Annotated in this window: 25 protein-coding genes; 10 read left to right on the top strand and 15 right to left on the bottom strand. The window is 71.9% G+C overall.

Annotation, left to right across the window (positions count from 1 at the left end):
- The first annotated feature begins 371 nt into the window (after positions 1-371).
- Positions 372-938 (top strand): DUF1990 family protein, encoded by a 567-nt coding sequence (locus ADK54_RS20750; protein ID WP_078966505.1) that lies wholly within the window; start codon positions 372-374, stop codon positions 936-938.
- Positions 939-1,127: 189 nt separating this feature from the next.
- Positions 1,128-2,213, top strand: coding sequence for a magnesium/cobalt transporter CorA (corA, locus tag ADK54_RS20745; RefSeq protein WP_053727193.1), 1,086 nt, complete (start codon positions 1,128-1,130; stop codon positions 2,211-2,213).
- A 24-nt stretch (positions 2,214-2,237) separates the two neighbouring features.
- Here the strand turns inward: corA and ADK54_RS20740 are convergent, their stop codons facing one another.
- Positions 2,238-2,507, bottom strand: a complete 270-nt coding sequence (locus ADK54_RS20740) for a hypothetical protein (protein WP_078966509.1) — start codon at positions 2,505-2,507, stop codon at positions 2,238-2,240.
- A gap of 133 nt (positions 2,508-2,640) precedes the next feature.
- On the bottom strand, positions 2,641-3,102 hold the full coding sequence (locus ADK54_RS20735) for an RNA-binding S4 domain-containing protein (RefSeq protein ID WP_078966504.1): 462 nt from the start codon (positions 3,100-3,102) through the stop codon (positions 2,641-2,643).
- A gap of 79 nt (positions 3,103-3,181) precedes the next feature.
- Between ADK54_RS20735 and ADK54_RS20730 the strand changes: the two genes are divergently transcribed.
- A complete protein-coding gene (locus ADK54_RS20730) occupies positions 3,182-3,412 on the top strand; it encodes a DUF2277 domain-containing protein (protein WP_053727158.1) in 231 nt (76 codons plus the stop codon).
- A 52-nt stretch (positions 3,413-3,464) separates the two neighbouring features.
- Here ADK54_RS20730 and ADK54_RS20725 read toward each other — a convergent pair whose 3' ends face one another.
- From ADK54_RS20725 to ADK54_RS20710, 4 genes are all read right to left on the bottom strand, one after another.
- Positions 3,465-4,091 (bottom strand): DedA family protein, encoded by a 627-nt coding sequence (locus ADK54_RS20725; protein ID WP_053727157.1) that lies wholly within the window; start codon positions 4,089-4,091, stop codon positions 3,465-3,467.
- Between the two features lie 307 nt (positions 4,092-4,398).
- Positions 4,399-4,857 (bottom strand): DoxX family protein, encoded by a 459-nt coding sequence (locus ADK54_RS20720; protein WP_053727156.1) that lies wholly within the window; start codon positions 4,855-4,857, stop codon positions 4,399-4,401.
- 82 nt (positions 4,858-4,939) lie between these two features.
- Positions 4,940-6,613 carry an alkaline phosphatase D family protein gene (locus ADK54_RS20715; protein WP_053727155.1) on the bottom strand — a complete coding sequence of 558 codons (1,674 nt, stop codon included), beginning with the start codon at positions 6,611-6,613 and terminating at the stop codon, positions 4,940-4,942.
- 102 nt (positions 6,614-6,715) lie between these two features.
- Entirely contained in the window at positions 6,716-7,384 is a 669-nt protein-coding gene (locus ADK54_RS20710) for an HNH endonuclease family protein (protein WP_053727154.1), read from the bottom strand.
- 251 nt (positions 7,385-7,635) lie between these two features.
- On the opposite strand from ADK54_RS20710, the gene ADK54_RS20705 reads away from it, so the two are divergent.
- Positions 7,636-8,388, top strand: a complete 753-nt coding sequence (locus ADK54_RS20705) for an ABC transporter permease (RefSeq protein ID WP_053727153.1) — start codon at positions 7,636-7,638, stop codon at positions 8,386-8,388.
- 255 nt (positions 8,389-8,643) lie between these two features.
- Positions 8,644-9,225, top strand: a complete 582-nt coding sequence (locus ADK54_RS20700) for a TMEM165/GDT1 family protein (RefSeq protein ID WP_053727152.1) — start codon at positions 8,644-8,646, stop codon at positions 9,223-9,225.
- An 88-nt stretch (positions 9,226-9,313) separates the two neighbouring features.
- On the opposite strand, the gene ADK54_RS20695 is transcribed toward ADK54_RS20700, so the two are convergent.
- Both ADK54_RS20695 and ADK54_RS20690 read right to left on the bottom strand, forming a co-directional pair.
- Complete coding sequence (locus tag ADK54_RS20695; protein WP_053727151.1) at positions 9,314-9,988, bottom strand: HAD-IA family hydrolase; 675 nt, start codon at positions 9,986-9,988, stop codon at positions 9,314-9,316.
- A 220-nt stretch (positions 9,989-10,208) separates the two neighbouring features.
- Positions 10,209-11,054 carry a peptidoglycan-binding domain-containing protein gene (locus ADK54_RS20690; protein WP_053727150.1) on the bottom strand — a complete coding sequence of 282 codons (846 nt, stop codon included), beginning with the start codon at positions 11,052-11,054 and terminating at the stop codon, positions 10,209-10,211.
- A gap of 193 nt (positions 11,055-11,247) precedes the next feature.
- On the opposite strand from ADK54_RS20690, the gene ADK54_RS20685 reads away from it, so the two are divergent.
- Positions 11,248-13,290, top strand: coding sequence for an MDR family MFS transporter (locus ADK54_RS20685; protein WP_053727149.1), 2,043 nt, complete (start codon positions 11,248-11,250; stop codon positions 13,288-13,290).
- Positions 13,291-13,312: 22 nt separating this feature from the next.
- Here the strand turns inward: ADK54_RS20685 and ADK54_RS20680 are convergent, their stop codons facing one another.
- The gene (locus ADK54_RS20680; protein ID WP_053727148.1) at positions 13,313-13,816 is read right to left on the bottom strand and encodes a GNAT family N-acetyltransferase; all 504 of its coding nucleotides are present in this window, start codon (positions 13,814-13,816) and stop codon (positions 13,313-13,315) included.
- Between the two features lie 60 nt (positions 13,817-13,876).
- On the bottom strand, positions 13,877-14,206 hold the full coding sequence (locus tag ADK54_RS20675; protein ID WP_053727147.1) for an antibiotic biosynthesis monooxygenase family protein: 330 nt from the start codon (positions 14,204-14,206) through the stop codon (positions 13,877-13,879).
- A gap of 204 nt (positions 14,207-14,410) precedes the next feature.
- Here ADK54_RS20675 and ADK54_RS20670 point away from each other — a divergent pair, with 204 nt between their 5' ends.
- Positions 14,411-15,412, top strand: coding sequence for a serpin family protein (locus ADK54_RS20670; protein ID WP_078966503.1), 1,002 nt, complete (start codon positions 14,411-14,413; stop codon positions 15,410-15,412).
- Here the strand turns inward: ADK54_RS20670 and ADK54_RS20665 are convergent.
- Complete coding sequence (locus tag ADK54_RS20665; protein WP_053727146.1) at positions 15,378-16,466, bottom strand: DUF2330 domain-containing protein; 1,089 nt, start codon at positions 16,464-16,466, stop codon at positions 15,378-15,380. The two genes, ADK54_RS20670 and ADK54_RS20665, sit on opposite strands and share 35 nt — an antisense overlap.
- 193 nt (positions 16,467-16,659) lie before the next feature.
- Between ADK54_RS20665 and ADK54_RS20660 the strand changes: the two genes are divergently transcribed.
- A complete protein-coding gene (locus ADK54_RS20660) occupies positions 16,660-18,720 on the top strand; it encodes a bifunctional glycosyltransferase 87/phosphatase PAP2 family protein (protein ID WP_078966502.1) in 2,061 nt (686 codons plus the stop codon).
- On the opposite strand, the gene ADK54_RS20655 is transcribed toward ADK54_RS20660, so the two are convergent.
- From ADK54_RS20655 to ADK54_RS20645, 3 genes are all read right to left on the bottom strand, one after another.
- Positions 18,624-19,334 carry a pyridoxamine 5'-phosphate oxidase family protein gene (locus ADK54_RS20655; RefSeq protein WP_053727145.1) on the bottom strand — a complete coding sequence of 237 codons (711 nt, stop codon included), beginning with the start codon at positions 19,332-19,334 and terminating at the stop codon, positions 18,624-18,626. The genes ADK54_RS20660 and ADK54_RS20655 overlap by 97 nt on opposite strands.
- Before the next feature lie 62 nt (positions 19,335-19,396).
- A complete protein-coding gene (locus tag ADK54_RS20650; protein ID WP_053727144.1) occupies positions 19,397-20,368 on the bottom strand; it encodes a phosphotransferase family protein in 972 nt (323 codons plus the stop codon).
- An 82-nt stretch (positions 20,369-20,450) separates the two neighbouring features.
- Positions 20,451-21,698: a cytochrome P450 gene (locus ADK54_RS20645; protein ID WP_053727143.1), complete on the bottom strand. Its 1,248-nt coding sequence runs from the start codon at positions 21,696-21,698 to the stop codon at positions 20,451-20,453.
- Between the two features lie 237 nt (positions 21,699-21,935).
- Between ADK54_RS20645 and ADK54_RS20640 the strand changes: the two genes are divergently transcribed.
- Both ADK54_RS20640 and ADK54_RS20635 read left to right on the top strand, forming a co-directional pair.
- The gene (locus ADK54_RS20640) at positions 21,936-23,105 is read left to right on the top strand and encodes a steroid 3-ketoacyl-CoA thiolase (RefSeq protein WP_053727142.1); all 1,170 of its coding nucleotides are present in this window, start codon (positions 21,936-21,938) and stop codon (positions 23,103-23,105) included.
- A gap of 475 nt (positions 23,106-23,580) precedes the next feature.
- Entirely contained in the window at positions 23,581-24,792 is a 1,212-nt protein-coding gene (locus tag ADK54_RS20635; RefSeq protein WP_053727141.1) for an alpha/beta hydrolase, read from the top strand.
- On the opposite strand, the gene ADK54_RS20630 is transcribed toward ADK54_RS20635, so the two are convergent.
- Positions 24,789-25,211 (bottom strand): transglycosylase SLT domain-containing protein, encoded by a 423-nt coding sequence (locus tag ADK54_RS20630; protein WP_078966501.1) that lies wholly within the window; start codon positions 25,209-25,211, stop codon positions 24,789-24,791. The genes ADK54_RS20635 and ADK54_RS20630 overlap by 4 nt on opposite strands.
- Between the last annotated feature and the right edge of the window lie 304 nt (positions 25,212-25,515).

The following is a 25,515-nucleotide window of genomic DNA, read 5'->3' as shown; positions in this document are numbered from 1 at the left end:
GGCAGATTGCGAAGCGGAGGCTCCCGGGGGCCGGTTGCGCGCAATCTGGGGGCGGCGGGGGCGGCCATGGCGACCCGCTCCGTCCAGCGACAAAATGGGGGCGCGCCGCGTTCAGCGGGAAGCCCCGCCGGGGTGCGGACGGGGCTTCTCGGCCGGGGCCACAGCGCGCTCGGGGATGCGCTCGGCGCCGGAATTCCGGCGGGTCAAGAGCGGGGAGGACTCCGCCGGATGGCTGAGATTACGCCTGTGGTTGGCTGAAACGTAACCCCTGTGCAGGGTGGGGTCCGGCGGATTCATGGGGTCCCGGGGGCTTGGTGGTTCGGGTGCGGTGCCGTGTGGTTTCGGGATGGAATGTGGTGCGGGGTGAGCACATGGCCGGCGTGAAGCGGAGTCTGCGAAGGGCCTACCGCCGTGCCCTCGCTACGGAGCCCGGTTACGCCGAGGTCGGCGCGACGGAAGGCCTCGTGCTGCCCGGCGGATACCGGACCTTCCGGCGGCGGATCCTCGTCGGGTACGGGCAGGACACCTTCGAGCGGGCCGGGGCGCACGTGCTGGCCTGGGGCGCGCAGCGCGGCGCCGGGTTCGGGGTGTGGCCCGCCGCTCCCGCCGTGCCCGGCGCGACCGCGCTCGTCGTCCTGCGGCTGCCGGGGCTGCCGTTCCCGCGCCTCGTCATCCCGTGCCGCGTCGTATGGACCGTACGCGCCGCCGAACGCATCGGATTCGCCTACGGCACCCTGCCCGGGCACCCCGAGTGCGGCGAGGAGTCGTTCGTCGTGGGGCGCGAGCCCGATGGGCTTGTCTGGTTCGAAGTCACTGCTTTCTCGCGGCCCGCTCGCTGGTACTCCCGCCTCGGCGGGCCCCTCACGCGGCTGCTCCAGGACCTGGCCACCCGGCGCTATCTCGTGTCGGTGGCGGCCGGCGTCCGCCGGGGAACGTAGGCGGGGCCCGCCTCGTCTCCCAAGGAGGGCGCCTGCCAGGTGGGCCCCTCCTGGCCGGGGTGTCTCCCGGCCAAGGCGTCTCCCGGGCGAAGTGTCTCCCGGCCAAGGCGCCTCCCGATGTGGTGCGTACAGGAGACGGTGGCACACTGGCCGCTCGTTCGGTGACGGGAAGGGAAGCTGGTCGTGGCGATGATGCGGAATCTGCGGAGGGCGGTGCGCCGCGCCTACCGGCGGACCGTCGACCTCAGCCATCCGGCGCGCTCGCCCCTGGGGAGCGCCGTCGTCAACTGTGCGGTGTACGTCGACGGAGTGCGGCAGAAGGACGACTGCCCCGTCGACGAGGCGCTGCGCCGGGTGCGCAAACTGGGCGACGGGGCCTTCGTCTGGATCGGGCTGCACGAGCCGACCCAGGAGGAGTTCGCCGGGCTCGCCGAGCTGTTCGGGCTGCACCCGCTGGCCGTCGAGGACGCGGTGACCGCGCACCAGCGCCCCAAGGTCGTGCCGTACGACGACATCCTGTTCTCCGTCTTCAAGACGTGCCGGTACGTCGAGCACGAGGAGCTCACCGCCAGCAGCGAGGTGGTGGACACCGGCGAGCTGATGGTGTTCACCGGATCCGACTTCGCCATCACCGTGCGGCACGGCATGCACGGTTCGCTCGGCCCGCTGCGGGAGGAGCTGGAGCAGGAGCGCGAGCGGCTCGCCAAGGGGCCCTCCGCGGTGTTGCACGCCATCGCCGACCACGTCGTCGACGAGTACCTCGCCGTCGTCGACGCCATGCAGAGCGACATGGACGCGGTCGAGACGGCCGTGTTCGCCGAGAACGCCGGACGCGGCGACGCGGGCCGGATCTACCAGCTCAAGCGCGAACTGCTCGAACTGAAGCGGGCGGTGGCTCCGCTGGACCGGCCGCTGCAGAAGCTCGCCGGTGAAGCGATGCCTTCGGTCGCCCCGGAGGTCAGGCCGTACTTCCGCGACGTCGCCGACCATCTGCTCCGTACCACCGAACAGATCGCCGCCTTCGACGGGCTGCTCGACTCCATCCTCCAGGCCCACCTCGCCCAGGTCACGGTGGCCCAGAACGAGGACATGCGGAAGATCACCGCGTGGGCGGCCATCGTCGCCGTGCCGACCATGGTGTGCGGCATCTACGGCATGAACTTCGAGAACATGCCCGAACTGCACTGGCGGTACGGCTACTTCATGGCGCTCGGGCTCATGGCGGCGGCCTGTTTCGTCATTCATCGGGGGTTCCGGCGCAACGGCTGGCTTTAGTCAGTCAGCCGTCGCGCCGCTCGGTCAGTTGCGGTGGCGGGAGAACAGGCCCTGGCGTTCGCGCCGGTATCGGCGCTCCCAGCGGTCCATTCGGTCCCGGCGGGCGCGGTAGGCGCGGTAGTCGGCGTCCATGCGGCCGGCCCCGCCGCCTCCGCCTCCGCCGCCCGAGCCGGAGGCCGGGCCGCCGCCCGGGCGGCGCAGGACGGTGAGCAGTACGGCCACGACGGCCACCCAGAAGATGATGCTGCCGAGGCTGAGGCCGAATCCGTACAGGATCAGAGCGAGAAGGATCATCCAGAGGATCATGGTGGGTCCTTGAGGGACGGATCGGGGGCTTCCCCTGGCCCCCGGTTCAAGCCACCAAGCTACTCCGCAACAGGGGAAGTTGGCCCCTGAGTTAATCGGCGCGGAACTCCGGCCGGTGCCCTCAGCCCGCCGTGCGGCGGCTCTCCGCGAGGCCGCGCAGGCGCTCCATCTCGCGCCGGTCGCGCTTGGTCGGCCGGCCGAGACCCCGGTCCCGAACGCCGGCCGCGAGCACGTCCGCGCGGGCGGGCGGCGGCGGGCTGTTGTCGATGTACGCCTCGACCGCGACCGGGGCGCCGACGCGCTTGCGCAGCAGCGTGACGACCTTGACGATCCGCTCCCGGCCGTCCATGCGCAGCCGCACCTCGTCGCCCACCTTGACCTGGTGGGCGGCCTTCACGCGCTCGCCGTTGACCTGGACGTGACCGGCCCGGCAGGCCGTGCCCGCCTGGGAGCGCGTCTTGGTGAGCCGGACCGACCAGATCCAGCTGTCGACGCGTACGGGGCCGGTGCTGGTGCCTGTGCCGTTCGCCTGTTCCGCCATGCCTTCGACTTTAGACGGATGCCCTGGCGGAACCTCGCGCATTTCGGACGCGGACCACGGGGGAGCGGGCGGCTCCCAGGAGCCCGGGGTCGTTGTCAGTGGTGTCGGTCACACTGGGGGCATGTGCAGAAGCATCAAGACGCTCAGGCCGCCGGCCATGCCGGAGGAGGCCACCGACGACGACATCAGGGCCGCCGCCCTCCAGTACGTACGCAAGGTGTCCGGCTTCCGGGTGCCCGCCGCGCACAACCGGGAAGTGTTCGAGCGCGCGGTGGACGAGATAGCCGAGGCGACGCGTGAGCTCCTCGCCGGGCTTGAGGTGCGGGGAGCCGCCGCGAGGAGGCCCGCGTAACGCTGCCGAGGGCCCGTAACCGGGGTGCCTGAAGGTGTGGCGCGCGCCCTCGTCAGGACGCCGAGGCCGCCGCCGGGGCCGGGCGCTTCATGACGTACGCCGCGAGGCCGCCCGCCGCGAACAGGGCGAGCACCGACACCGCCGTGCCCAGCCAGGTCGCGCCCAGCCACTGCCCGCCGAAGTAGCCGAGCCCCACGCTGTACGTCGCCCAGGCCACGCCCGCCAGCGCCGACCAGGGCAGGAACTCGCGGACCTTGCGGTGCGCGGCGCCCGCGCTCAGCGAGACGACCGAGCGCCCGGCGGGGGCGAAGCGCGCGATGACGACGAGGCCGCCGCCGCCCCGGCTGAGTGCGATGCCGAGTCGTTCCTGCGCCCGGGTCAGGCGGCGGGAGCGGGCGATGGCGCGCTCCAGGCGGGCGCCGCCGCGCCGCGCGAGACGGTATGCGATGAGGTCGCCGAGGACGGAGGCGGTCGCGGCGCACGCGGCGAGGGCGAACAGATCGGCGTGCCCGGTCTGAGTGGCGGCGCCGGCCCCGGCGGACCCGGCCGCCGTGGTCGCCGCCGTGATCACGAGCACGCCGCTGGGCAGCACGGGAAGGAACACGTCGAGCAGCACGGAGAGCGTGACCACGGCGTAGATCCAGGGGCTGGACGTCAGCGCCCCCACACTCTCCAGCACGTTCGCTCCTCTGCGGCTTCGTCGGTTCCCCGGGACCCGGAATACCGCGGTGTCGCGGGGAAGCGGCAGGGGCAGCGGTACAGCCGTACAGCGTACGCCCGGGCCCCTGTGCGTTTCTTTCAGGGGTGGGTGGTGGCACAGCACAGGGGGAGTCGAGCGAGTCATGATCGCCAGGAGCGGCGACCGGGAAGCCGACGGGTGACGGCATGCCGCTGCCCGGAGTTCGGCGGCTGAACTCCGGGCAGTGGAGCGGGCGTTGGGGCATGAGCCTCAGGGGTGCCCGCTCGGGCGGTGGCCGTCGGTCCGCTCAGGCGGTGACGGTCTCGCGCTGGGCGTCGGCGGCCGGCCGGGCGGAGCGGCGGGCGCCGAGGAACTGGTCGAGGGCGAGCGCGCCGGGACCGGTGAAGACGAGCAGCAGGAACGCCCAGCAGTACATCGCGGAGGCCTCGCCGCCGTTCTGCAGCGGGAGCAGCGCGTTGGACTGGTGGACGCTGAAGTAGGCGTACGCCATCGAGCCGGACGAGACGAGGGCCGCCGGGCGGGTGAACAGGCCGGTCAGGACCAGGACGCCGCCGACGAGCTGGATCACCGCGGCGTACCAGCCGGGCCAGGTGCCCGCGGGGATCGAGCCGCCGCCCATCGCGCCGCCGAAGACGCCGAACAGGGACGCGGCGCCGTGGCAGGCGAAGAGGAGGCCGATGACGATGCGGAACAGGGCGAGCGCGTAGGGGCGCGCGCGCTCGGCGTCGAGCGTGGGGGAAGCCATGGGGGGCTCCTTCGGTTGGGGACGTGACCGATGGGGTCCACAGGTTAGGCAGCCCTCAGTAGTGCTTGCAAGTTCAACATTCTTAATGTCTTGTTTCAGTCGGGTGAATTGAGCCAGCTGTGGTGTCGGGGGTCAGTGGCCGGTCCAAGATGGTTTTCAGTTGGACTGGACCAATCCGCAGGCCTCTCGCGCGGCGCGCCCGGTCGAGCCGCAGGCGTGCCGAGCGGCCGTGCAGCGTAAGGGTCATGAGCTGATTGCCGAACCATGGTCCACCGGTCCTGCGCCAGTCGAGCGGCGGCCGAACCACCCGCCCGTGCCGGGCCAGGGCGCGCCCGAGCCGGCGGCCGAAACGGCTCCAGCCGAAGCGGAATCCGGCCCGCACGGGGGCCGGAACGGAGTTGTGGACCGGCGAACAGGTCAACTGGGCGATACGCGCGGTGAGTTGGGGCACGGAATTTGGCCAGAAGGGCTCCGCCACGTATGCGTGGTGCACATCACCCGACAGGACGCTGATGGTGGCGGGCGCGCCGGGATCCGAGCCCGCGCGGACGATCAGCTCGGTGAGGAACTCGAACGAGGCGGGGAACGCGGCCCAGTGCTCCAGATCGGCCCGGCGCCGCAGCTTCTCGCCGATCCGCGCCCAGCGCGGGCCGCGCGAGCCCGCGCACAGCGCCGCGTCCCAGCCCTCCGCGTCGTGGATGAGCGGCGGGAGCAGCCACGGCAGCGAAGTCCCGATCAGGAGGTGGTCGCAGCCGCCCGGCGCCGGCAGCTGCGCCCGGAGCCACCGCGCCTCGCCCTCGTCGAGCATCGCCCGCCGCTCCTCGTCCAGGACGCGGGCCGCCCGGGTGTCCACCATCAGCAGCCGGGTGCGGCCGAAGTCGCGCCGGTAGCTCCAGCGCACGGCCGCCGGGTCCGCGTCGGCCAGCGCGGCGAACGCGCGCAGCGCCTCCGTGCCGTCCGGCGTGCCCCGCACCGCCGCGTACAGCGGGTCGGCGGCGAGCTCGGCGGGGGACAGGTTGCCCAGGTGCTGGTGGACCCAGTACGACATGAGGCCGCTGATCACCCGCTCCTGCCACCAGGGCGTGGCGCGCATCTCGGCGAGCCAGGCGGCGCTGGTGTTCCAGTCGTCGATCACGTCGTGGTCGTCGAAGATGTGGCAGCTCGGGACGGTCGACAGGAGCCAGCGCACCTCGGGGTCGAACCAGGACTCGTAGTACAGCCGGGTGTACTCCTCGTAGTCCGCGACCTGGGCGCCCGGCGCGTCCCGCAGGTCCCGGCGCGCGCCGAGCCAGCGGCGGGTCCGCGCCGAGACGCTGTCCGCGTACACCTGGTCGCCGAGGAGCAGCAGCACGTCCGGCCGCTCGGCCTCCGGGTCGGCCGCCAGGCCCGCCGCGAGCGCGTCCAGCGCGTCCGTGCCCCCGGGCTCGGGCGCGCGCCGGCACGAGCCGAAGGTGACGCGGAGCCGCGCGGGGCCCGGGACCGGGATCGTGCTGGTCGGGAAGCGGGAATCCGGCGGTGGCCAGACCGGCCGCCCGTCGAGCAGCACCTCGTACGCGGTGGCCGTGCCCGGCGTCAGGCCGGCCAGCGGGACCAGGGCGTAGTGGTGCCCGGCGATCTGGAACGTACGCGAGGAGCCCTCGGTGCCGTCCGCGCAGCGCACCCGGGCCGTGCAGGGCCGGTCGGCCTCGACCCAGACCGTGGCGGCCCCTCGCTGATCCACGTACCGCAGCAGCGGCCCCAGGCGAAGCCCGGCCATGTGGTGCCCCCTCCGTCGCCGGTCGTTCGTACGGTACGGAACGACGGAGGGGGGCGACAGGTTTCAACAGCCGCCCAATTCAGGGCAGTTGGGGTCAGGCTGTCAGCAGCCGTTGAGGATGCCCTGCAGCGCGGACTTCTCGGCGGAGTCGACGGTGAGGTTGTGGTAGTGCTTCACGTCGACCCACATCCGGGCGTACGTGCAGCGGTAGGAGGTCACCGAGGGCAGCCACTTGGCCGGGTCCTTGTCGCCCTTGGCCTGGTTGACGTTGTCGGTGACCGCGATCAGCTGGGGGCGGGTCAGGTCGTTGGCGAAGCCCTGGCGCTGGGGGGTGGTCCAGTTGTTGGCGCCCGAGCGCCAGGCCTCGGCGAGCGGCACGAGGTGGTCGATGTCCACGTCGGAGGCGGCGGTCCAGGTGGCGCCGTCGTACTCGGAGTACCAACTGCCGCTGGTGGCCGCGCAGCTGGAGTCGGTCTTGACGTTCACGCCGTCCCGCTTGAGGACGACCTCGCGGGTGTTGCAGGTGCCGGACTGGGTGATCCAGTGCGGGAACTTGTCGCGGCTGTAGCCGGTCAGCGAGCCCTCCGCCCGCACGGTCAGCTGGCCGAGGTAGGTGCGGGCGGTGGCGGCGTCGACCGGGGTGGGCGGCGAGGCCACGGCGGCCGGGGCGGTGATGAGGGCGGCGCCCGCGGCGAGCGCGGCAGCGGCAGCGAGGACGGCCGTGCGACGCGCGTAGACGCGGGGCGTACGGTTTCCTGTGGCGGCTGACATGCGAACTCCCTTGAAGTGGGGGGAACTTGACCGGCAACGGGATGGGCGGCCCGGCCAGCGTGACGGCGCCAGGTTTCCTTCGGGTGGGCGCCAGGTAACAGCGTGGCGACATGGGCACGTCAGATCAAGAGTCCGGACGGCACCGGAAGGAAAGGGAACTGACGGTCCGTTCGCGCGACGGCGTCCTGCCGGGCCGCACCGCCCCCGCGAGGGGTGACGTCCCGGCGAGGCGTCCGTCGTACGGTTGGCGCGTGCTGCTGCCGGTGAATGTCACGCTCGGGGTCGTCCTCGTCGCCCTGCTCCTCGTCGCCGCGGGCGTCGCCGCGGCCGCGCACCTGGGGCGGCACCGCGAGATCCTGATCGCCGGGGTCCGGGCGGCCGTTCAGCTCGCCGTGGTCGCCCTCGCGATCCACTGGGTGGTCGGCTCGGTGCCGCTGCTGCTCGGATTCCTGGCCCTGATGTACGCCGTCGCCGTTCGCACCGCGGGGCGCCGCATGACCGCCAACACCACCTGGTGGTGGGCGGCCGCGCCCATCGCGGCCGGTGTCGTCCCGGTGGTCGCGGCGCTGCTGCTGACCGGGCTCGTCCCCGTCAAGGGCATCGCGCTGATCCCGGTCACCGGCATCCTCATCGGCGGCGCGCTCACCGCGACCGTGCTCGGCGGCCGCCGGGCGCTCGACGAGCTGACCGCGCGGCGCGGCGAGGTGGAGGCGGGCATGGCGCTCGGCCTGCTCGACCGGGACGCCCGCCTGGAGATCGCCCGGCCCGCCGCCTCCGACGCGCTGCTGCCCGGCCTCGACCAGACCAGGACGGTGGGCCTGGTCACCCTCCCGGGCGCGTTCGTCGGCATGCTGCTGGGCGGCGCCTCCCCCGTGCAGGCGGGCGCGGTCCAGCTCTTCGTCCTGGTCGCACTCATGGCCGTACAGGCGGTCGCGGTGTCGGTCGTGCTCGAACTGGTCGCGCGCGGCAAGGTGCACCGGGACGTACGGGACCAAAGTCCCTGATGGGGTGCGTACGGCATGCCGTACCCTTGAGGGCGCAGAAGGGGAGTAGCTCTTCGCCGGAACGTCGACATACTGCCGAGTCCCTCAGGGGTTCTTGGCCGGCGCCCGGAGGCGAGTGCCCGCGAGGGACCCGCCAGCGAGACCTTCGGCCGCAGTGACATGACCATTCATGGCGCTGCCGTGCCGAAGCGACCCCGGATTCTGTCCGATCTGCTCTCGGTGCGGCCGTGCCCGACCGATTGAGGAACTCCTTCCGTGCTCAGCTTCACGATCATGGCGATCACCTTCGGTGTGATCTTCCTCGCCGAACTCCCCGACAAGACCGCGCTCGCGGGCCTGATGCTCGGCACCCGCTACAAGGCCTCGTACGTCTTCGTCGGCGTAGCGGCCGCCTTCGCCGTCCACGTCGTCCTCGCCATCGCGGCGGGCAGCGTCCTCACCCTGCTGCCGCACCGGCTGCTCCAGGCGATCGTCGGCGTGCTCTTCCTCGCGGGCGCGGCGATGCTGCTCTTCAAGAAGGGCGAGGACGACGAGGAAGTGAAGGCGCCCGCCGACCAGTCGTTCTGGAAGGTGTCGGGGGCGGGCTTCATGCTCATCCTGGTCGCCGAGTTCGGCGATCTGACCCAGATCATGACGGCCAACCTGGCCGCGCGCTACGACAACCCGCTCTCCGTCGGCCTCGGCGCGGTGCTCGGCCTGTGGGCCGTCGCCGGGCTCGGCATCGTGGGCGGCAAGGCCCTGATGAAGCGCGTGCCGCTGCGCCTGATCACCAAGGTGGCGGCCTGCCTGATGCTGGCGCTCGCGGGCTTCAGCCTGTTCGAGGCGATCGCGGGCTGAGGTTCCTCTCGTAGGCATGCGGATGTGAAAACGGCCCCCGTGGTAGGACGGGGGCCGTTTGTTCATGGGGCTGCGCCAGGCGGGTGGGTCAGCCGTTGATCTCCAGGCGGAGGGTGCCGTCCGCCTGGGCGGTGACCGTGAGGTGCGTGAGGTCGGGGACGTACGCGGTGGGCTCGTGGGCGTTGGCGCGCGGGCCGACGCCGACGACGCGCATCCCCGCGGCCTTGCCCGCCGCGATGCCGGCCTCCGAGTCCTCGAAGACGATGCAGTCCGCCGGGGCGAAGCCCAGCTCGGCCGCGCCCTTGAGGAAGCCCTCCGGGTCCGGCTTGCTCGCGCCCACGCTCTCGGCGGTGACCCGCACCTCGGGCATCGGCAGGTCCGCGGCCGTCATGCGGGCCCGGGCGAGCGCGGCGTCGGCCGAGGTCACCAGGGCGTGCGGCAGGCCGGCGAGGGCGGCCATGAAGGCGGGCGCCCCGGCAACCGGCACGACACCGTCGGTGTCCGCGGTCTCCTCGGCCAGCATCACCTTGTTGTCGGCGTGGTTCTGCTCCACCGGCCGGTCCGGGAGCAGCACGGCCATCGTGGCGTAGCCCTGGCGGCCGTGGACGACCTTGAGCGCCGCCTCCGGGTCGAGGCCGTTGCGCTCGGCCCAGCGGCGCCAGCAGCGCTCGACGACTGCGTCGGAGTTCACGATCGTGCCGTCCATGTCCAGGAGGAAGGCGCGGGCGGTCAGGACGGTGGTGGTCGTGGTGCTGGCCGACATCGGCGGACTCCAGGGCGCGGGAGCGGGGGCACAGAAACACAAAGGTGATCCCCGCCCGCCGGTCAGGGAGTACAGGCAGGGATCACTTTGTTCCACCACGATACAAAACGCGGAGGGGGTTGTGCCACCCGGCCCCCTTTTGTCGCCCGGGCGGGGGTCGGTCGGGGGCCGGCGCGAGGCGTTCGGGGTGACCGTTCCCCCGGCCGGGAGCGGAAGCCGCCTACGGCCGGTCCGTCATCGACTCCAGGGCGCGGCGGGTCGCCGGGCCGTAGACGCCGGCGGGGTCGCCGTCGACGCCCGTGTACGACTGGAAGTCGCGCACCGCACGCTCCGTACGGGACCCGAAGCCGCCGTCCGGGGTGCCGGTGTAGAGCCCCAACTGGCCCAGTCTTTCCTGGAGTTCGAGCACCGCAGGCCCGCTGTCGCCGCGCCGCAGCGTCGTGCTCGGCGGCGGCGCGAGCGGATGGCCGTCGGGGGAGTTCGAGGGCTGCCCGGATGCGGGAGCCGAGGGAGTGGGCGCGGGCTTCGGCGGGGCCGGCGGCGCCGGCTTGGACGCGGACGGCGTCGGCGAGGGCCGTGCGGAGGGGGAACGGCTCGGGGCCGCCTTCCTCGTACGGGAAGGAACGGCCGAGGGGGCCTCGGCGGAAGCGCTGTCGGTGCCGCTGTACGGGACGCCGCTGTCCGCGACGTCGGGCAGCGCCTGCTTCGGCGTCGCGTCCCCCGCGAACAGGGTGCTCGCGAACGCCGCCGTACCGATGACGACCGCGGCAGCGGCGCCGATGGCCAGCGCGGCGAGGCGGCGCCGTTTGCGAGGCGCCTGCGCGGGGCCCGGGGGCTCCGGATCCGCGGCCGGGGCTTCCTCCGCCGGGACCGCCCCGAGCCGCATGGTCTGCTCGGAGACGGCCTCGGGGGCGTGGGGCGGTCCGTCCGCGGAGTTCGGCAGCATCACGTACGGCCGGATCCGCAGCGGGTCGAAGTCCTCCGCTGCGGCGGCCTCGGCGGCGCGTTCCGCGTGCAGGGTCTCGGCGGCGCGCTCGGCGCAGGCGCAGCCGGGTCTGCCGTCCACCCCGCGTTCCGCACCGCATTCAGGACAGCCGTGTCCGGTCATCGTCGGGTCCCCTCCCCATGGACTGCGAGCGATTATGCCCGGCGGCCCGCGGGCACTCAGGGTGCGCGGACGACTCCGGCAGGCCATTTCCGTACATTCCGATCAAGATGGTGGGAGCGAGTCGGAGCACACACACGGATGGGACGTGGCCATGGCTCAGGGAATCGCTCCCGCCACCGTCGCCCCCGGCGCGGGGCAGGATCGGCGGACCGTACGGGTCGCCATCGGCGCGCTGCTGCTCGGCATGCTGATCGCCGCGCTCGACCAGACCATCGTCTCGACCGCGCTGCCGACCATCGTCAGCGACCTGGGCGGAATGGAGCACCTGTCGTGGGTCGTCACGGCCTACATGCTGGCCGCGACCGCCGCGACACCGCTCTGGGGCAAGCTCGGCGACCAGTACGGCCGCAAGAAGCTGTTCCAGGGCGCGATCGTCATCTTCCTCATCGGCTCGGCGCTGTGCGGCCTGGCGCAGAACATGGGGGAGCTGATCGGCTTCCGTGCGCTCCAGGGGCTCGGTGGCGGCGGCCTGATGGTGCTGTCCATGGCGATCGTCGGCGACATCGTCTCGCCGCGCGAACGCGGCAAGTACCAGGGCCTGTTCGGCGCGGTCTTCGGCGCGACCAGCGTGCTCGGCCCGCTGCTCGGCGGGTTCTTCACCGAACAGCTCAGCTGGCGCTGGGTGTTCTACATCAACCTGCCCATCGGGGCGATCGCCCTCCTCGTCATCGCCGCCGTGCTGCACATCCCGGCGCGCGGAACCCGGCACACCATCGACTACCTGGGCACCTTCCTCATCGCCTCCGTCGCCACCTGCCTGGTCCTGGTCGCGTCCCTCGGCGGTACGACCTGGGCCTGGGGATCGGCGCAGATCATCGGGCTCGCGGTGCTCGGCGTGGTGCTGCTCGCGGCCTTCATAGCCGTCGAGCGCAAGGCGGTCGAGCCGGTGCTTCCGCTGAAGCTGTTCCGGATCCGCACCTTCACCCTCGTCGCGGTCATCAGCTTCATCGTGGGCTTCGCGATGTTCGGCGCGATGACGTACCTGCCGACGTTCCTCCAGGTCGTACAGGGCATCTCGCCGACGATGTCCGGCGTGCACATGCTGCCGATGGTCCTCGGCATGCTGCTGACCTCGACGGCGTCCGGCCAGATCGTGTCGCGCACGGGCCGCTGGAAGGTGTTCCCCATCGCGGGTACGGGCGTCACGACGATCGGCCTGCTGCTCCTGCACCGGCTCACCGAGACGAGCCCCACCTGGGAGATGAGCGTCTACTTCTTCGTCTTCGGCGCGGGCCTCGGCCTGGTCATGCAGGTCCTCGTCCTGGTCGTCCAGAACGCGGTCGACTACGCGGACCTGGGCGTCGCGACCTCCGGCGCCACCTTCTTCCGCTCCATCGGAGCCTCGTTCGGCGTCGCCATCTTCGGCACGATCTTCACCAACCGGCTCACCGGCAAGCTCGCCGACGCGCTGGCCGGACAGCAGCTGCCGCCCGGCGTCGGCCCCGGCACCATCGCCGCCGACCCCCGCGCGATCGGCCAACTCCCGCCCACCGCACGGCAGCCCGTGCTGCACGCGTACGCGTCCTCAATCACCGACGTCTTCCTGTACGCGGCGCCGGTCGTCCTCATCGCCTTCGTGACGGCGTGGTTCCTGAAGGAGGACAAGCTGCGGGGTGCGGTCACCGCGCCCGACACCAGCGAGACCCTCGCCTCGAACCCCGTCCAGCGGTCGTCGTACGACGAGTGCGCGCGGGCCCTCTCGGCCCTGGGCACGCGCGAGGGCCGCCGCAAGATCTACGAGACGATCACGGCCAAGGCGGACCTGGACCTCCTCCCGGCCGCGAGCTGGCTGCTCCTGCGCATCAAGAAGTACGGGTCCGCCGACCCCGGGGTGCTCGCCGAGCGCGTCACCGTTCCGCTGCACGTGATCACCGAGGCGGCCCGCCAGGTCGAGGAGCGCGGGCTCGCCCGGCGGGACGGCATGCCGCTGGTCCTCACGGACCAGGGCCACGAGGTCGCGCTCCGCCTGGCGACGGCGCGGGAGGAGTCCTTCGCCGAACTGCTCGGCGACTGGTGGGGCCCGAACCGCCCCAGGGACCTGGAGAAGCTGGTGGCGGAACTGTCGTCGGAGCTGTCGGGCTCGGACGGGGAACAGCCCACGGGGCCCCCGGCTCCGAGGGACCACGCGGCGTGAGCCCGCGGGGGCGACGGTGGGCTCACAGCTCCTTCGCGAACCACCGCTCGCTGTACGGGCCCTCGCTGTACGCGGCCACCTCGCGATAGCCGTGCTTGGCGTAGAGCCCGCGGGCCTCGACGAGGTCGTGCCGGGTGTCGAGGGCGAGCCGCCGGGCGCCGAGGCGGCGGGCCGCGTCCTCAAGGGCGGAGAGCAGCGCCGCGCCGCCGCCGGTGCCGCGCGCGAAGGGGCGGACGAACACGCGGGTGAGCTCGGCCGTGGCCGGGGCGGTCCCGTCGATGACGGGCGCCTCGCCACAGAGCAGCACACCCCCGCACGCCGCAGGCCGCCCCTCGTACCGCCCGACCACGAAGTCCCCGGTGGGCGGCCGCAGTTGATCGGCCCCGTCATCGGTGAGCCCCTGCTCGATCTCCTCGACGGTGGCGGGCCGGCCGTACCACCGGCTCGCCACCTCGTCGTAGTAGTCGCGCCGCAGCAGGCTCGCGTCGGGGGTGTCGGGCCGCTCGGTAGCCATGATCCAACTCATGGCCACTACCTATCCCGGGTGCGGCGGCCTTGGCCACCGAATTAAGCGGGCCGCCGGGCTTCAGGCCTTGGGCGCGGCCTGCTGCACGACCTCGAAGGACCACAGCTCGGATCCGGAGGCGGCGGGCTTGGGCCGCTCGCCGCCCTCGCCCTGGGCGCCGCCGTGCGCGCCCCGCATGGAGGTGGCCATCCAGTTCTGGAAGTCCTCCTCGCTGCGCCAGCGGGTGTAGACGAGGTACTGGTCGGTGCCCTCGGCCGGCCGAAGCAGCTCGAACCACTCGAACCCGTCCGAGTTCTCCACCGACCCGGCCCGAGAGGCGAACCGCTTCTCCAGCACCTCCCGCTGCTCTTCCGGCACGGTCAGTACGTTGATCTTTACGACGCTGGGCACGCGACACCTCTCGTCAGAAGGCCGCCGGGGGCGGGGGCCTTCGCCTCGTCCTTGTGCGATCAGTGTGCTACACAGCTTCCCTTTGGGTGCGGCGGGGCGACACGGGAGGTTGAGTTGACCGGCGTTGAAGGGCTGACCAGGCACGGAGCGGCCGTACGCGAGCTGGCAGGGTGCTGGTTGCCTCACCTCCGCGAGGGAGACTTCGTGTGCTCGCCCGCCGGTCTGTGGCTCGCCCTCGGTGTGGTCGCGGCCGGCGCGCGCACCGAGACCGCGGACGAACTCCGTGCGCTGCTCGGCGTCGCCGGGGACGAGGCCGCCGACGCGGTCACCGCCTCCGCCCGGTATCTCGCGGCCACGGACGCGCTCGTCGTGGCGACCCGGGCGTGGGCCCGTGTGCCGCTGTACCGCGCCTACCGGGAGTCGCTGCCCGGCATCGTCTTCGGCCGCGTCCCGGACCAGCGGGAGTGCGACGCCTGGGTACGGGAGGCGACCGGCGGGCTCATCGAGGCCCTGCCCGTCACGCTCGACGCGGATACCGCCCTCGCCGTTGTCAACGTCCTCGCGCTGAAGGCGCGTTGGGAGCGGCCGTTCCTGGCGTGGAGCACGCGGCCGTGCCCGTTCACCGATGCCCGGGGTGTCGAACACGAGGTGGCGACCATGCACGGCGCGGTCGAGCCGGCGGACGCATGGCGGGCGCCGGGCGGCGTACGCGTCGTCGAACTGCGCACCGCAGGGACCGGCGTACGAACCGGCGCCCGGGTGCGGTTCCTGCTCGGGCCGCCCGGCGTCGAAGCCCGCGATGTGCTGCCCGCCGGGTGGGCCGAGGAGCGCGAACCCCTGGGCGCCGACGAGATACGCCTCGCCCTGCCCCGCCTCGACCTGCGCACGCGTCTGGACGTCGTCCGCCAATTGACCGCCCTGGGCGTGGAGTTCGCGACCGACGACGAACTGGCCGACTTCTCCGGGATGTCGCCCGAGCCGTTGCGGGTCGGCCAGGTGGTGCAGGAGGCCGTCGTCAAGGTCGCCGAGGAGGGCATCGAGGCCGCCGCGGTCACGGTCGCCGCCATGGACTGGATGGGGGCGGACGAGGAGCCCCGCCGCATCGAGCGGATCGCCTTCGACCGCCCCTTCGGGATCGTCGTCCTCGATGCCACCGGCGAGGTCCCCCTCTTCACCGCCTGGCAGTCCTCCGCGCCCGAATCGTGAGGCCACCCCCGGCCCCCAGCGCCGCCAGCACACCCCCCGCCGTCAAAAGCCAAGCCGGTACCCCGCCCACCGTCGTCAACTCATCGGTGTACCAAGCCCGTTGGAAGGGAGTGTCGTCCGGTGCTGCCCTCAGCTCGTGGTCGCCGGTGATTTCGGGCGGGTGCGGGAAGTACTGGGTCAGCGTCGTCAGGTAGACCGGGTTGGTGCGGCCCACCAGGTCGGCCAGGGAGCCCGAGGGGTGCTCGATCCGGCCGGCGAACAGGGTCTCCGGGGCGGCGCCGCCGATCGGTGACGCCGTTTCCATGCGGTGGGCCGCCAGTACGTACAGGTTCAGGGTCTGCGGGGTCTTCGCCAGGCGGGACAGGCGCATCGGGTAGACCAGGTGGTCGCTGGTGAAGGTGAGGCTCAGGGGGTCCAGGGGGCCGCCCAGGGTCTGGCCCGGCTGGTCGGGGGCCAGGCGGATCGCCACGTACTCCCACTTCTGCTCGACGTACGGGCGCAACTCGGTGGCCAGCGCGGGCGGGAGCTGGAAGCCGTTGCGGGTCAGCCAGTCGCGCAGGGCCGTCGGATCGGTGGCGGTGAGGCGGGCCACGTCGAACGGGCCGAGGCGCTCCCTGCCGACCACTTCGACGGGAGGCTTCGCCGCCGCGTTCGGGGCTCCGTCGCCCACGCTGCGGGTCTTGGCGAACGGCCAGTCGCCGTCCCTGGGCCAGAAGTGCGAGCGGGTGCGGTGCACCGGCTCCGAGAGCTCCTCCAGCTGATCGAAGAGGTGGCGGTCGCCGAGCTTCACCGTCGCCCGGCTCGGCACCGGCATGATCCACGCCGCCTTCGGCGCGTTCCCGTCGACGGTGAGCCGCATGACGATCTGCTCGGTGTGCCCGTCCCAGCGCACCGCCGACGTCTCCTGCTTCACGCTCAACTGCCGCCCGCTCTGCGGCACCATCGCCCCGCAGCCACAGGCGTACGCGGGCGCCACCAGCGAGCCCAATTGCAGTGCCACCAGCGCCAATGCCACCAGCAGCGCCCGCCGCCAGTGTCTGTGGCCGTCCCGCATCTCCGCGTACCCCCGTGTTGATCGATCGACGGGAGCTACGACGGCGTTGCGGGGTCTTCGGTTCCGGTACGTTGCCCGTTCCGGCCACATCCGCGTGACAGTCAGGCGAAGAGGCGGTTGACGGAGTCTTCATTCCCGGGCGGTGCCAAGGTGGGGAAACAACCCAACGGTTCGGTGGGAGGTTCGGCGGGGCGTGGCGAATGCGGAGCACGGCGGCGGACGTGACAGCGCGGTGGACACCGGCACGGTGGACCCGGGAATCCGAACGGCCCGCGTGGTCCTGTGGCTCCTCGCGGGTGTGCTCGCGGCAAGACAGATCGCCGCCGTACTGAGCCGGTCACCCGGCGAACGGCTGACCGACCTGGAGACCTGGACCCGCGCGGGCGGCGCCCTCCAGGCGAAGGGCTCCCTCTACGGAGCCGGCACCGATCACTTCACCGGCACGCCCTTCGCCGGACTCGTGCTCAAGCCGCTCGCGCACGCCGCCGAGCAGGCGCTCGGCGTCGGCTGGACGTTCGGCACGCTGCTGCTCGTCGTCGTCCTCGGCCTGGTCGTGGCCCGCGCCCTGCCCGGCCCGGTCCCGCGCCGCAGCTCGCTGCTCGCCGCGCCCGTCACGGTCAGCCTGCTCATGGTGTCGCTGCCGGTGCGCAACGCCTTCCACCTCGGCCAGACCGGCATCATCCCGGTCCTGCTCGTGCTGCTCGGCCTGTTCGTCGTACGCGGCGAACGCTTCTGCGGAGTGCTCGTCGGCCTCGCCGCCGCCCTCCAGCCCACGGTGCTGCTCTTCGTCCCGCTGCTCTGGCTGACCGGCCGCAGGCGCGCGGGCGCCGCCACCCTCGCCGCCTTCGCCGCCGCCACCGCGCTCGCCTGGGCCGCCCTCGCGCACGACTCGTGGACGTACTGGGTGCACCACGTGGCCGGGGCCGGGCTCGGCGGCCCGGCCGACAGCCTCGCCAACCAGTCGCTGCACGGGGCGCTCCTGCGCCTCGGCGTGCACGGCCCGCTGGAGATCGTCCTCTTCCTCGCCCTCGCCGCGGCCGTGATCACGCTCGGCGTGCGCCGCGCGGTCCGCTACGCGCGCGACGGCCAGCTCCTGCTCGCCGTCGCCCTCACCGGCTGCGTCGCCGTCGCCGTCTCGCCGACCGCCTGGCAGCACCAGCTCCTCTGGGTGCTGCTCGCCGCCGTCGGCCGGGCCGGGCGCCGGGCCGCCGACCGCAAGGTCTGGCCCGCCCTGGTGATCCTCACCCTGACGCTGCCCGCCGACGTGATCCTGCCGTACATGACGGTCCTCCAGCCGCTGCGCGACAACCTGCTGCTCATCGTCGCGCTCGCCGCGGCCTGCGCGGTGCCGTTCGTGCCGCGCGCCGACGAGCGCTTCCGCACCCCGGTCCCCGCGACGTACGTGAGGCCCGTCCCGGCCCGCTGGGCGCGGCTCCCGCTGCTGCCGTTCTGGCACCGCGCGCTGACCCGCCCCAACCTGATCCTCGAACTCGTGGTGATCCGGGTCGGCTACTCCGGCTACTCGTCCATCAGGTCCGCCGTCGACGGCAGCCGCGCGACCGCCGAGGCCCACGGCCACGCGGTCGTACGCCTGGAACGCACCCTGGGCATCAACATCGAGCACTGGGCCAACTCGGGCTTACGGCAAGCGAGTTGGCTGAAGAACTTCTTCGACTTCTACTACGAGTCGTTCCACTTCGTGATCCCGCTGGCCATCCTCGCGGTGCTGTACGTGCGCCGCCCCGCCGACTACCGCTGGGCCCGCGCCGCGCTCGGCTTCGCCACGCTGCTCGGCCTGGTCGGCTTCTGGTTCTTCCCGCTCGCCCCGCCGCGCCTGATGCCGGGCCTCGGCTTCGTCGACACGGTGCACGGCCCGCAGGACTTCGGCAAGCCCGACTACGGCGTGATGACGGACGTGACGAACCAGTACGCGGCGATGCCCTCGCTGCACTTCGGCTGGGCGCTGTGGTGCGGCGTCGTCATCGTGCTGTGCGCGCCCAAGCCGTGGATGAAGCTGCTCGGCGTGCTGCACCCGCTGTTCACGGTCTGCGCGATCCTCGCCACCGCCAACCACTGGGTGCTCGACGCGGTCGGCGGCGCGGCGGTCGTCGCGGCCGGCTTCGGGCTCGTGTACGTCCTCGCAGGCCCGCGCCGCATTCAGCTCCCCGGGCTGCCGTCGCCCAGAGCCGCGACATGGTCGGGCACGGCGATGCCGACGGGAAGCGCGGGATCGGCCTCGGGCGCCCCGAAGTAGCTCCGCAGCGGCACCACCCCGGCCCACAGGCCGAGTTCCGCGTCGGGCCCGTCCCCGTCGTCGGGCGGGCCCGCGGCCACCTTCACGGACGCCTCCTCCAGGGAAAGGGCGAGCAGTGAAGTGGCCGCCAGTTCACGGGAGTTGGGCCGCCGCGCGTAGTCCCACTGGCCCGGCGCGCAGTGCTCGGTGACGACCCTGAGCCCGTGCAGGAGCTCGTCCCCGCCGGTGATGAGCCGGGGCACGGCGTAGACCATCGCGCTGCGGTAGTTCACCCCGTGCTCGAAGACCGAGCGGGCGAGCACGAGCCCGTCGATGTGCGTGACGCTCACGCAGACCGTCGCCGCCGGCGCCTGAACGATGCTGCGGCTGGCGACCGAGCCGTGCACGAACAGCGTCCGGCTCTCGAAGTCCACGCCGTACGCCGTGGGCACCACCATGGGCGTGCCGTCGACGACGACCCCGAGGTGGCACACGAACCCGGCCCTCAGGATCGCGTCGAGATCCGCGACCCGGGTACTGCCCTGGTCACGCAGCCGCCGGTGCCGGGTCCGCTCGGTGACGGCCAGTTCCACCGGTGTCGGCTGATTGTGTTGATCCGGTCGCTCTATGTCCATTTTCCTGCCGATTCAGTTGCGTGAGTGCTCCAGATCAACTGTTTCAGCAGGAAGGGCGGTCATCAAGAGGCGTTGGCCTCCCGTGTGCAGAGGTCGAGCACGGCCTGGAGGTACGTCTCCAGGCGCTCCTTGACGAGGTCCGGGGTGAGGTCCGTGCGGCCGAGGGCGCGCCACGGGTCGGCGACCTTCTCGGCGTCCGGGGCGAAGGCGAGGGCGTCGAGGAGGCGCCAGTACAGGCGGTCGTACGGGTCGGGTGCGAGCTGTCCGCCCGCCGCGACGTACTGCTCGGCGAAGGCGAGCCCGGCCGGGGCGCCGTGGAGCAGCGCGAGGTTGGTCGAGCAGTGCGCCACGTCGAGGTCGGCCGGACCCCAGGACGTCTCGACCCAGTCGACCACGCCGCTGACGCCCAGCTCGGGGCCGGCGCCGGTGAACAGGACGTTGCCGGGATGGAAGTCGCGGTGCAGGAACACCGGCTGATATGTGGGTGGTTGGCGCCGGATGACGTCGACGGCGCGCCGCCAGACGTCGGGTCGGCGGGTGTCTTCGGGTGCCTCGACTTCGTCGGCGGAGGTCCAGGCCTCGTAGTCCCGGGGCCGCTCGGACGCGCCGACCTCGACGCGGTGGATGTCGAGGAGCTGGCGGGCGAGCAGCGGAGCGCGCTCGTCGGCCCCGGACGCGTCGAGGCGTACCTCGCCCGGGAGTAGCGACATGAGCAGCGACGGGTGGTCGCAGTGCGCGCCCTCCGGGTCGACGGCGATGAGCTCGGCGGCCGGTACGCCGGTACGGGCGAGCAGGGTCAGGACGGCGGCCTCGCGCGTGAGCAGCCCGGGGGCGTGCCGTACGTAGAACTCCTTGACGAAGGAGCGGAGCACGGCCGAGCGGGGCCGCTCCCCGGCGACGTACAGGCGCCGCATCTCGGAGGTCCACCCGCCGCGCAGCGCGACCGCGTGCTCGATGCGCGCGCCCAGGCTCTTCTCCGCCCACAGCCGGGTCGCGCCCCAGCCCTGATCTGTGTCGTCCACCCCGTTGATCATGGGACGAGCGTAACGGGGCGCCCGGGAGGAGACAGGGGCGGGGCGTAGGGGGGATGGCCCCTGCCTCCCGGTTCTGGGTGGGTCAACTCCGGGTTACCTGAAGCCCCTTGATGCCGTTCAGCCAGGCCGAGCGGAGCCGGCGGGGGTCGCCGGCCAGGCGCAGGTCGGGCAGGACGTCGGCCACCGCGTTGAAGATCAGGTTGATTTCGAGGACCGCCAGGGACTTGCCGAGGCAGAAGTGCGGGCCCCCGCCGCCGAAGCCGAGGTGGGGGTTGGGGTCCCGGGTGATGTCGAAGCGCTCGGGGTCCTCGAAGACCTCGGGGTCGTTGTTGGCGGAGGAGTAGAAGATGCCGACGCGGTCGCCGGCCTTGATCTTCTGGCCGCCGAGTTCGGTGTCCTGGGTCGCCGTCCGCTGGAAGGAGACGACCGGGGTCGCCCACCGCACGATCTCCTCGGCCGCGGTGTCGGGGCGCTCGCGTTTGTAGAGTTCCCACTGATCGGGGTGGGTCAGGAACGCGTGCATGCCGTGGCTGATGGCGTTGCGGGTCGTCTCGTTGCCCGCCACCGCGAGCAGGATGACGAAGAAGCCGAACTCGTCCGAGAGCAGGTTGCCCTCGCCCTCGGCCGCGACCAGGGTCGAGACGATGTCCTTCGCCGGGCACTCCTTGCGCGCCGCCGCCAGGTTCATCGCGTACGAGACCAGCTCCATCGCGGCCTCGGCGCCGATCTCCTCGGTGATCGCGTACTCGGGATCGTCGTACGCCGCCATCTTGTTGGACCAGTCGAAGATCTTGGTCCGGTCCTCCTGGGGGACGCCGATCAGTTCGGCGATGGCTTGGAGGGGGAGCTCGACGGCGATGTTGGTGACGAAGTCGAAGGTGCCGTTGTTCTTGTTGGCTTCCGATAGTGCCGCGTCCACGATGCTGCGGGCGCGGTCGCGCAGGGCCCCCTCCAGGGAGCGGATCGCGCGCGGAGTGAAGCCGCGCTGGACGATCTGGCGGACCCGGGTGTGCTCGGGCGGGTCCATGTTCAGCATGATCAGCTTCTGGACGTCGATCTGCTCGCGGCTGATCGACTCGTTGAAGCGGATGACCGCGGTGTTGGTGTTGGAGGAGAACAACTCCGGGTGCGTGGACACGTATTTGACGTCGGCGTGCCGCGTCACCGCCCAGTAGCCGTCGTCCTGGAAGCCGGCGATGCCGGCCGGCTGGGCGCACCACCACACCGGGGCTGTCTTCCGCAGCTCGGCGAACTCCGGGTGCGGCACGCGGGATTGGAGCAGGTCGGGGTCGGTGAAGTCGAACCCGTCGGGCAGGTGGGGGCAACGCATTGGCCACTCCATGTCTGACGGTCCATCAGAAGTTGTCCGAAAGGTAGTAACGGGTTCTACAAGAGGCAAGGGTCGCGGCAGCATCTGTTGCGCACTGAACTCCCTACGCGGGACGTGCACAACCCTTGCGTACCCGGGGTAGCTCTCATAAGACTGCACTCAGAACTAGAACGCGTATCAGTTCGTGGCCGTGCGGTGCCGGGACACCCAGCGGCTGTGTCAGGAGAGGACGAGCTCATGGCCGCGGAACCCGTCATCGTCGAAGCCGTACGCACGCCCATCGGCAAGCGCGGAGGCGCGCTCGCCAATCTGCACCCCGCCTACCTGCTGGGCGAGACCTACCGCGAACTCCTCGGCCGCACCGGCATCCACGCCGACTGCGTCGAGCAGATCGTCGGCGGTACGGTCACGCACGCCGGCGAACAGTCCATGAACCCGGCGCGCAACGCCTGGCTCGCGGTGGGGCTGCCGTACGAGACCGCCGCGACCACCGTGGACTGCCAGTGCGGATCTTCGCAGCAGGCCAGCCACATGGTCGCCAACATGATCGCGGCGGGCGTCATCGACGTAGGGATCAGCTGCGGGGTCGAGGCGATGTCGCGGGTGCCGCTCGGGTCGGGATCCAAGCACGGCCCGGGCAAGCCCTGGCCGGACGAGTGGAACGTGGACCTGCCGAACCAGTTCGAGGCGGCGGAGCGGATCGCCCGCAACCGGGGCCTGACGCGCGAACGCGTCGACGCGCTGGGCCTGTTGTCGCAGGAGCGGGCGGCGGTGGCGTGGGGCGAGGAACGCTTCAAGCGGGAGACGTTCGCGGTTCAGGTGCCCACGACGGAGGAGGAGCAGGCGGCCGGGCAGGGCATGTGGCGGCTCGTCGACCGGGACGAGGGGCTCCGCGATACGTCCCTGGAGGCGCTCGGCCGGCTCAAGCCGGTCATGCCGACGGCGGTGCACACGGCGGGCAACTCCTCGCAGATCTCGGACGGTTCGGCGGCGATCATGTGGGCCTCCAAGCGGATGGCCCGCGCCCTGAAGCTCAAGCCCCGGGCGCGGATCGTCGCCCAGGCACTGGTGGGGGCCGACCCGCACTTCCACCTCGACGGCCCGATCGACGCGACGCGGGCGGTGCTCGGCAAGGCGGGCATGTCGCTGCGGGACATCGACCTCGTCGAGATCAACGAGGCGTTCGCGTCGGTGGTGTTGAGCTGGGCGCAGGTCTTCGAGCAGGACCTGGAGAAGGTGAACGTGAACGGGGGTGCGATCGCTCTGGGGCACCCGGTGGGGGCGACCGGGGCTCGGCTGATCGCAACGGCGTTGCATGAGCTTGAGCGGCGGGACAAGGAGTTCGCGCTGGTGACTATGTGTGCGGGTGGGGCGTTGGCTACGGGGACGATCATTCAGCGGCTGTAGTTCTCCCCACCCCGCCCCTTCCCGAGACCCTCCGGGGGGTTGAGATGGGCTGAGGTTCGTTACCGGGGGCGCTGCCCCCGGACAACCCCCGCTCCTCAGGCGCCGGAGGGGCTGAGTGTGGTCCGCTTTCGACTGCGGATCGTCTGTGGCTGGTCGCGCGGTTCCCCGCGCCCCTGGGGGGGTTGTCCCTGGCGGAGTGCGGCGGGAAGCCCCGCCGCTCCTAGCGCGGTTGGAGTGGTGGGGCTCGGGCTCGGCTCTGGGTCTGAGCGGAGCCTGCGAAGCCGGACCATTGGCCGTCCCATGGGTTGAACTCGCCTCTCTGCATGGCGAGTTGGGGCGCCCACGGGATCGCCGGCCGGCCCGGTAGGGGGGTCGGGGTGGGGGAAGGGGCCTCCCCATGGTGGGCCTAGGCACCCTTCCGGTGCGGGGGCTGGTCGGATGGTCCCGGGTGGGTGGGACCGGCCAGGGTTTGCGTATGACGAAGTCAATCGCTCGGGCCGCCGTTGCAACTGCCTTGCTGGTCAGCACAGTTGGGGCAGCCGCGCCGCTCGCCCAGGCCCGCACCCAGGAACACCGCGGCGACCTCCTGTCCCTCACGCCCGTCTCCGACCTCACCCCCGCCCAGGTCTCCGGCTTCCTCAAGGACGCCGGTGTCGACAGCGCCACGGTCCGCTACGGCGTGCGGGGGTACCGGGTCACGTACCGGACCATCACCCCGCAGGGGCGCCCCACGACCGCCACCGGCCTGCTCGTGCTGCCCGTCGACGGCCGGCGCGGGCGGCTCGATCTCGTCGCGGACACCCACGGCACCATGGTCGACCGGGACTACGCGCCCTCCGTCGGCGAGGACGACGGCCGGCTCTCGCCGTATCTGCACGCCTCCGACGGGCGAGCCGTCGCCGCGCCCGACTACCTGGGGCTCGGGAAGGGCCCCGGCCGGCACCCGTACATGGACACCGCCTCGTCCGTGTCCGCCTCGCTCGACATGCTGCGGGCCACCCGTACCGCCGCCCGCGAGCTGGGCCGGCCGCTGACCGGGGACGTGTACGGCACCGGGTTCTCGCAGGGCGGGCAGGTCGCCATGGCGCTAGGCAAGGCGCTCAGCCAGGGGGCCGATGCCCATTTCCGGCTGAAGGCACTGGCGCCGGTCTCCGGACCGTACGACCTAGCGGGGCAAGAGGTGCCTGCCCTCTTCGACGGCCGGGTCAATGACACCAGTGGGGTGCTTTACATGTCCTACTGGCTCACTGCCCAGAATCGGCTCCGCCCCCTCTACAAGGAGCCCGGGGAAGCCTTCCGCGCGCCCTACGCGCGGGTCGTCGACGGGCTGCTCGACGGGACCCACACCGAGGAGGAGATCCTGGGCGCGTTGCCGGGCAATGTGAAGGACCTGCTCACGCCCGCTTTCTACGCGCGGCTCCAGCATCCGCGCGGCGCCCTCCTCGACGCCATGCGGGACAACGATCACACCTGTGACTGGAAGCCCGCCGTGCCGGTGCGGCTCTACACCGCCACCGGGGACACCGACGTGCCGATCGCCAACACGCTCAGCTGCGCCCGGCAACTGGCCGCACACGGAAAGAAGGCCCCGGTCGTCGACCAGGGAGCGGTCGACCACAACGGGGCCTTCAAGAAGTCGGGGCCGCAGATCGTGCGGCTCTTCGACTCCATTGCCGGTACGGCTTAGTACCAGCTGTTCTGCTGCCAGAAGTTCCAGGCGCCACACGGGCTGCCGTAACGCTCGTTCATGTAGCCCAGGCCCCACTTGATCTGGGTGGCCGGGTTGGTCTGCCAGTCGGCGCCGGCCGAGGCCATCTTGTTGCCGGGCAGGGCCTGGACCAGGCCGTACGCGCCGGAGGAGGCGTTGGTGGCGGACGGGTTCCAGCCGGACTCGTGGTTCACGATCTTGCTGAAGCACTGGAACTGCGCGTCCGGCATCATCTGCTTTGCAATCGCCTGGGCGCTCGTCGGTGCGGCCTGGGCCGGGACGGCGGCCATGGCGACACCGGCAGCGGCGAGCAGCGTGGCGCCGGCGGCGGCAATGGACTTCTTACGAGCGGTGAAACGGGCGGCGAAAGACAAGGCGATACCTAACTTCGGGGACATTGGCCGTCGCGCTCCGCCGGAGGTTCGAAGACCTCCACGGCGAGGGAACCCGTAATGAATCAGCCCGGCGAGCGGACCGGGCGGTTCCGGCGACTCGAACAGTTGTAACTGGCTCGATGGGCGGCCGCAATGACCCCGTTTACTAGTGGGAGTCGCACGACAGGTGAAACGTCCCTGGGGGTGTAAGGGACGGATAAATGCAGGTCAGTGCGGGCGTGAGAGGCCCTGTGGATCACGTTCTGGGGCCACTATCCCGCCTCGTAGAGGACCAAGGTCCTGTGGGCGGCCTCACCCCGGCGGGACC

The organism is Streptomyces sp. WM6378, assembly GCF_001279695.1.
GTDB lineage: Bacteria > Actinomycetota > Actinomycetes > Streptomycetales > Streptomycetaceae > Streptomyces.
Note: the sequence above shows the minus strand (reverse complement) of the source record. Positions and strands in the feature narration are given on the sequence as shown.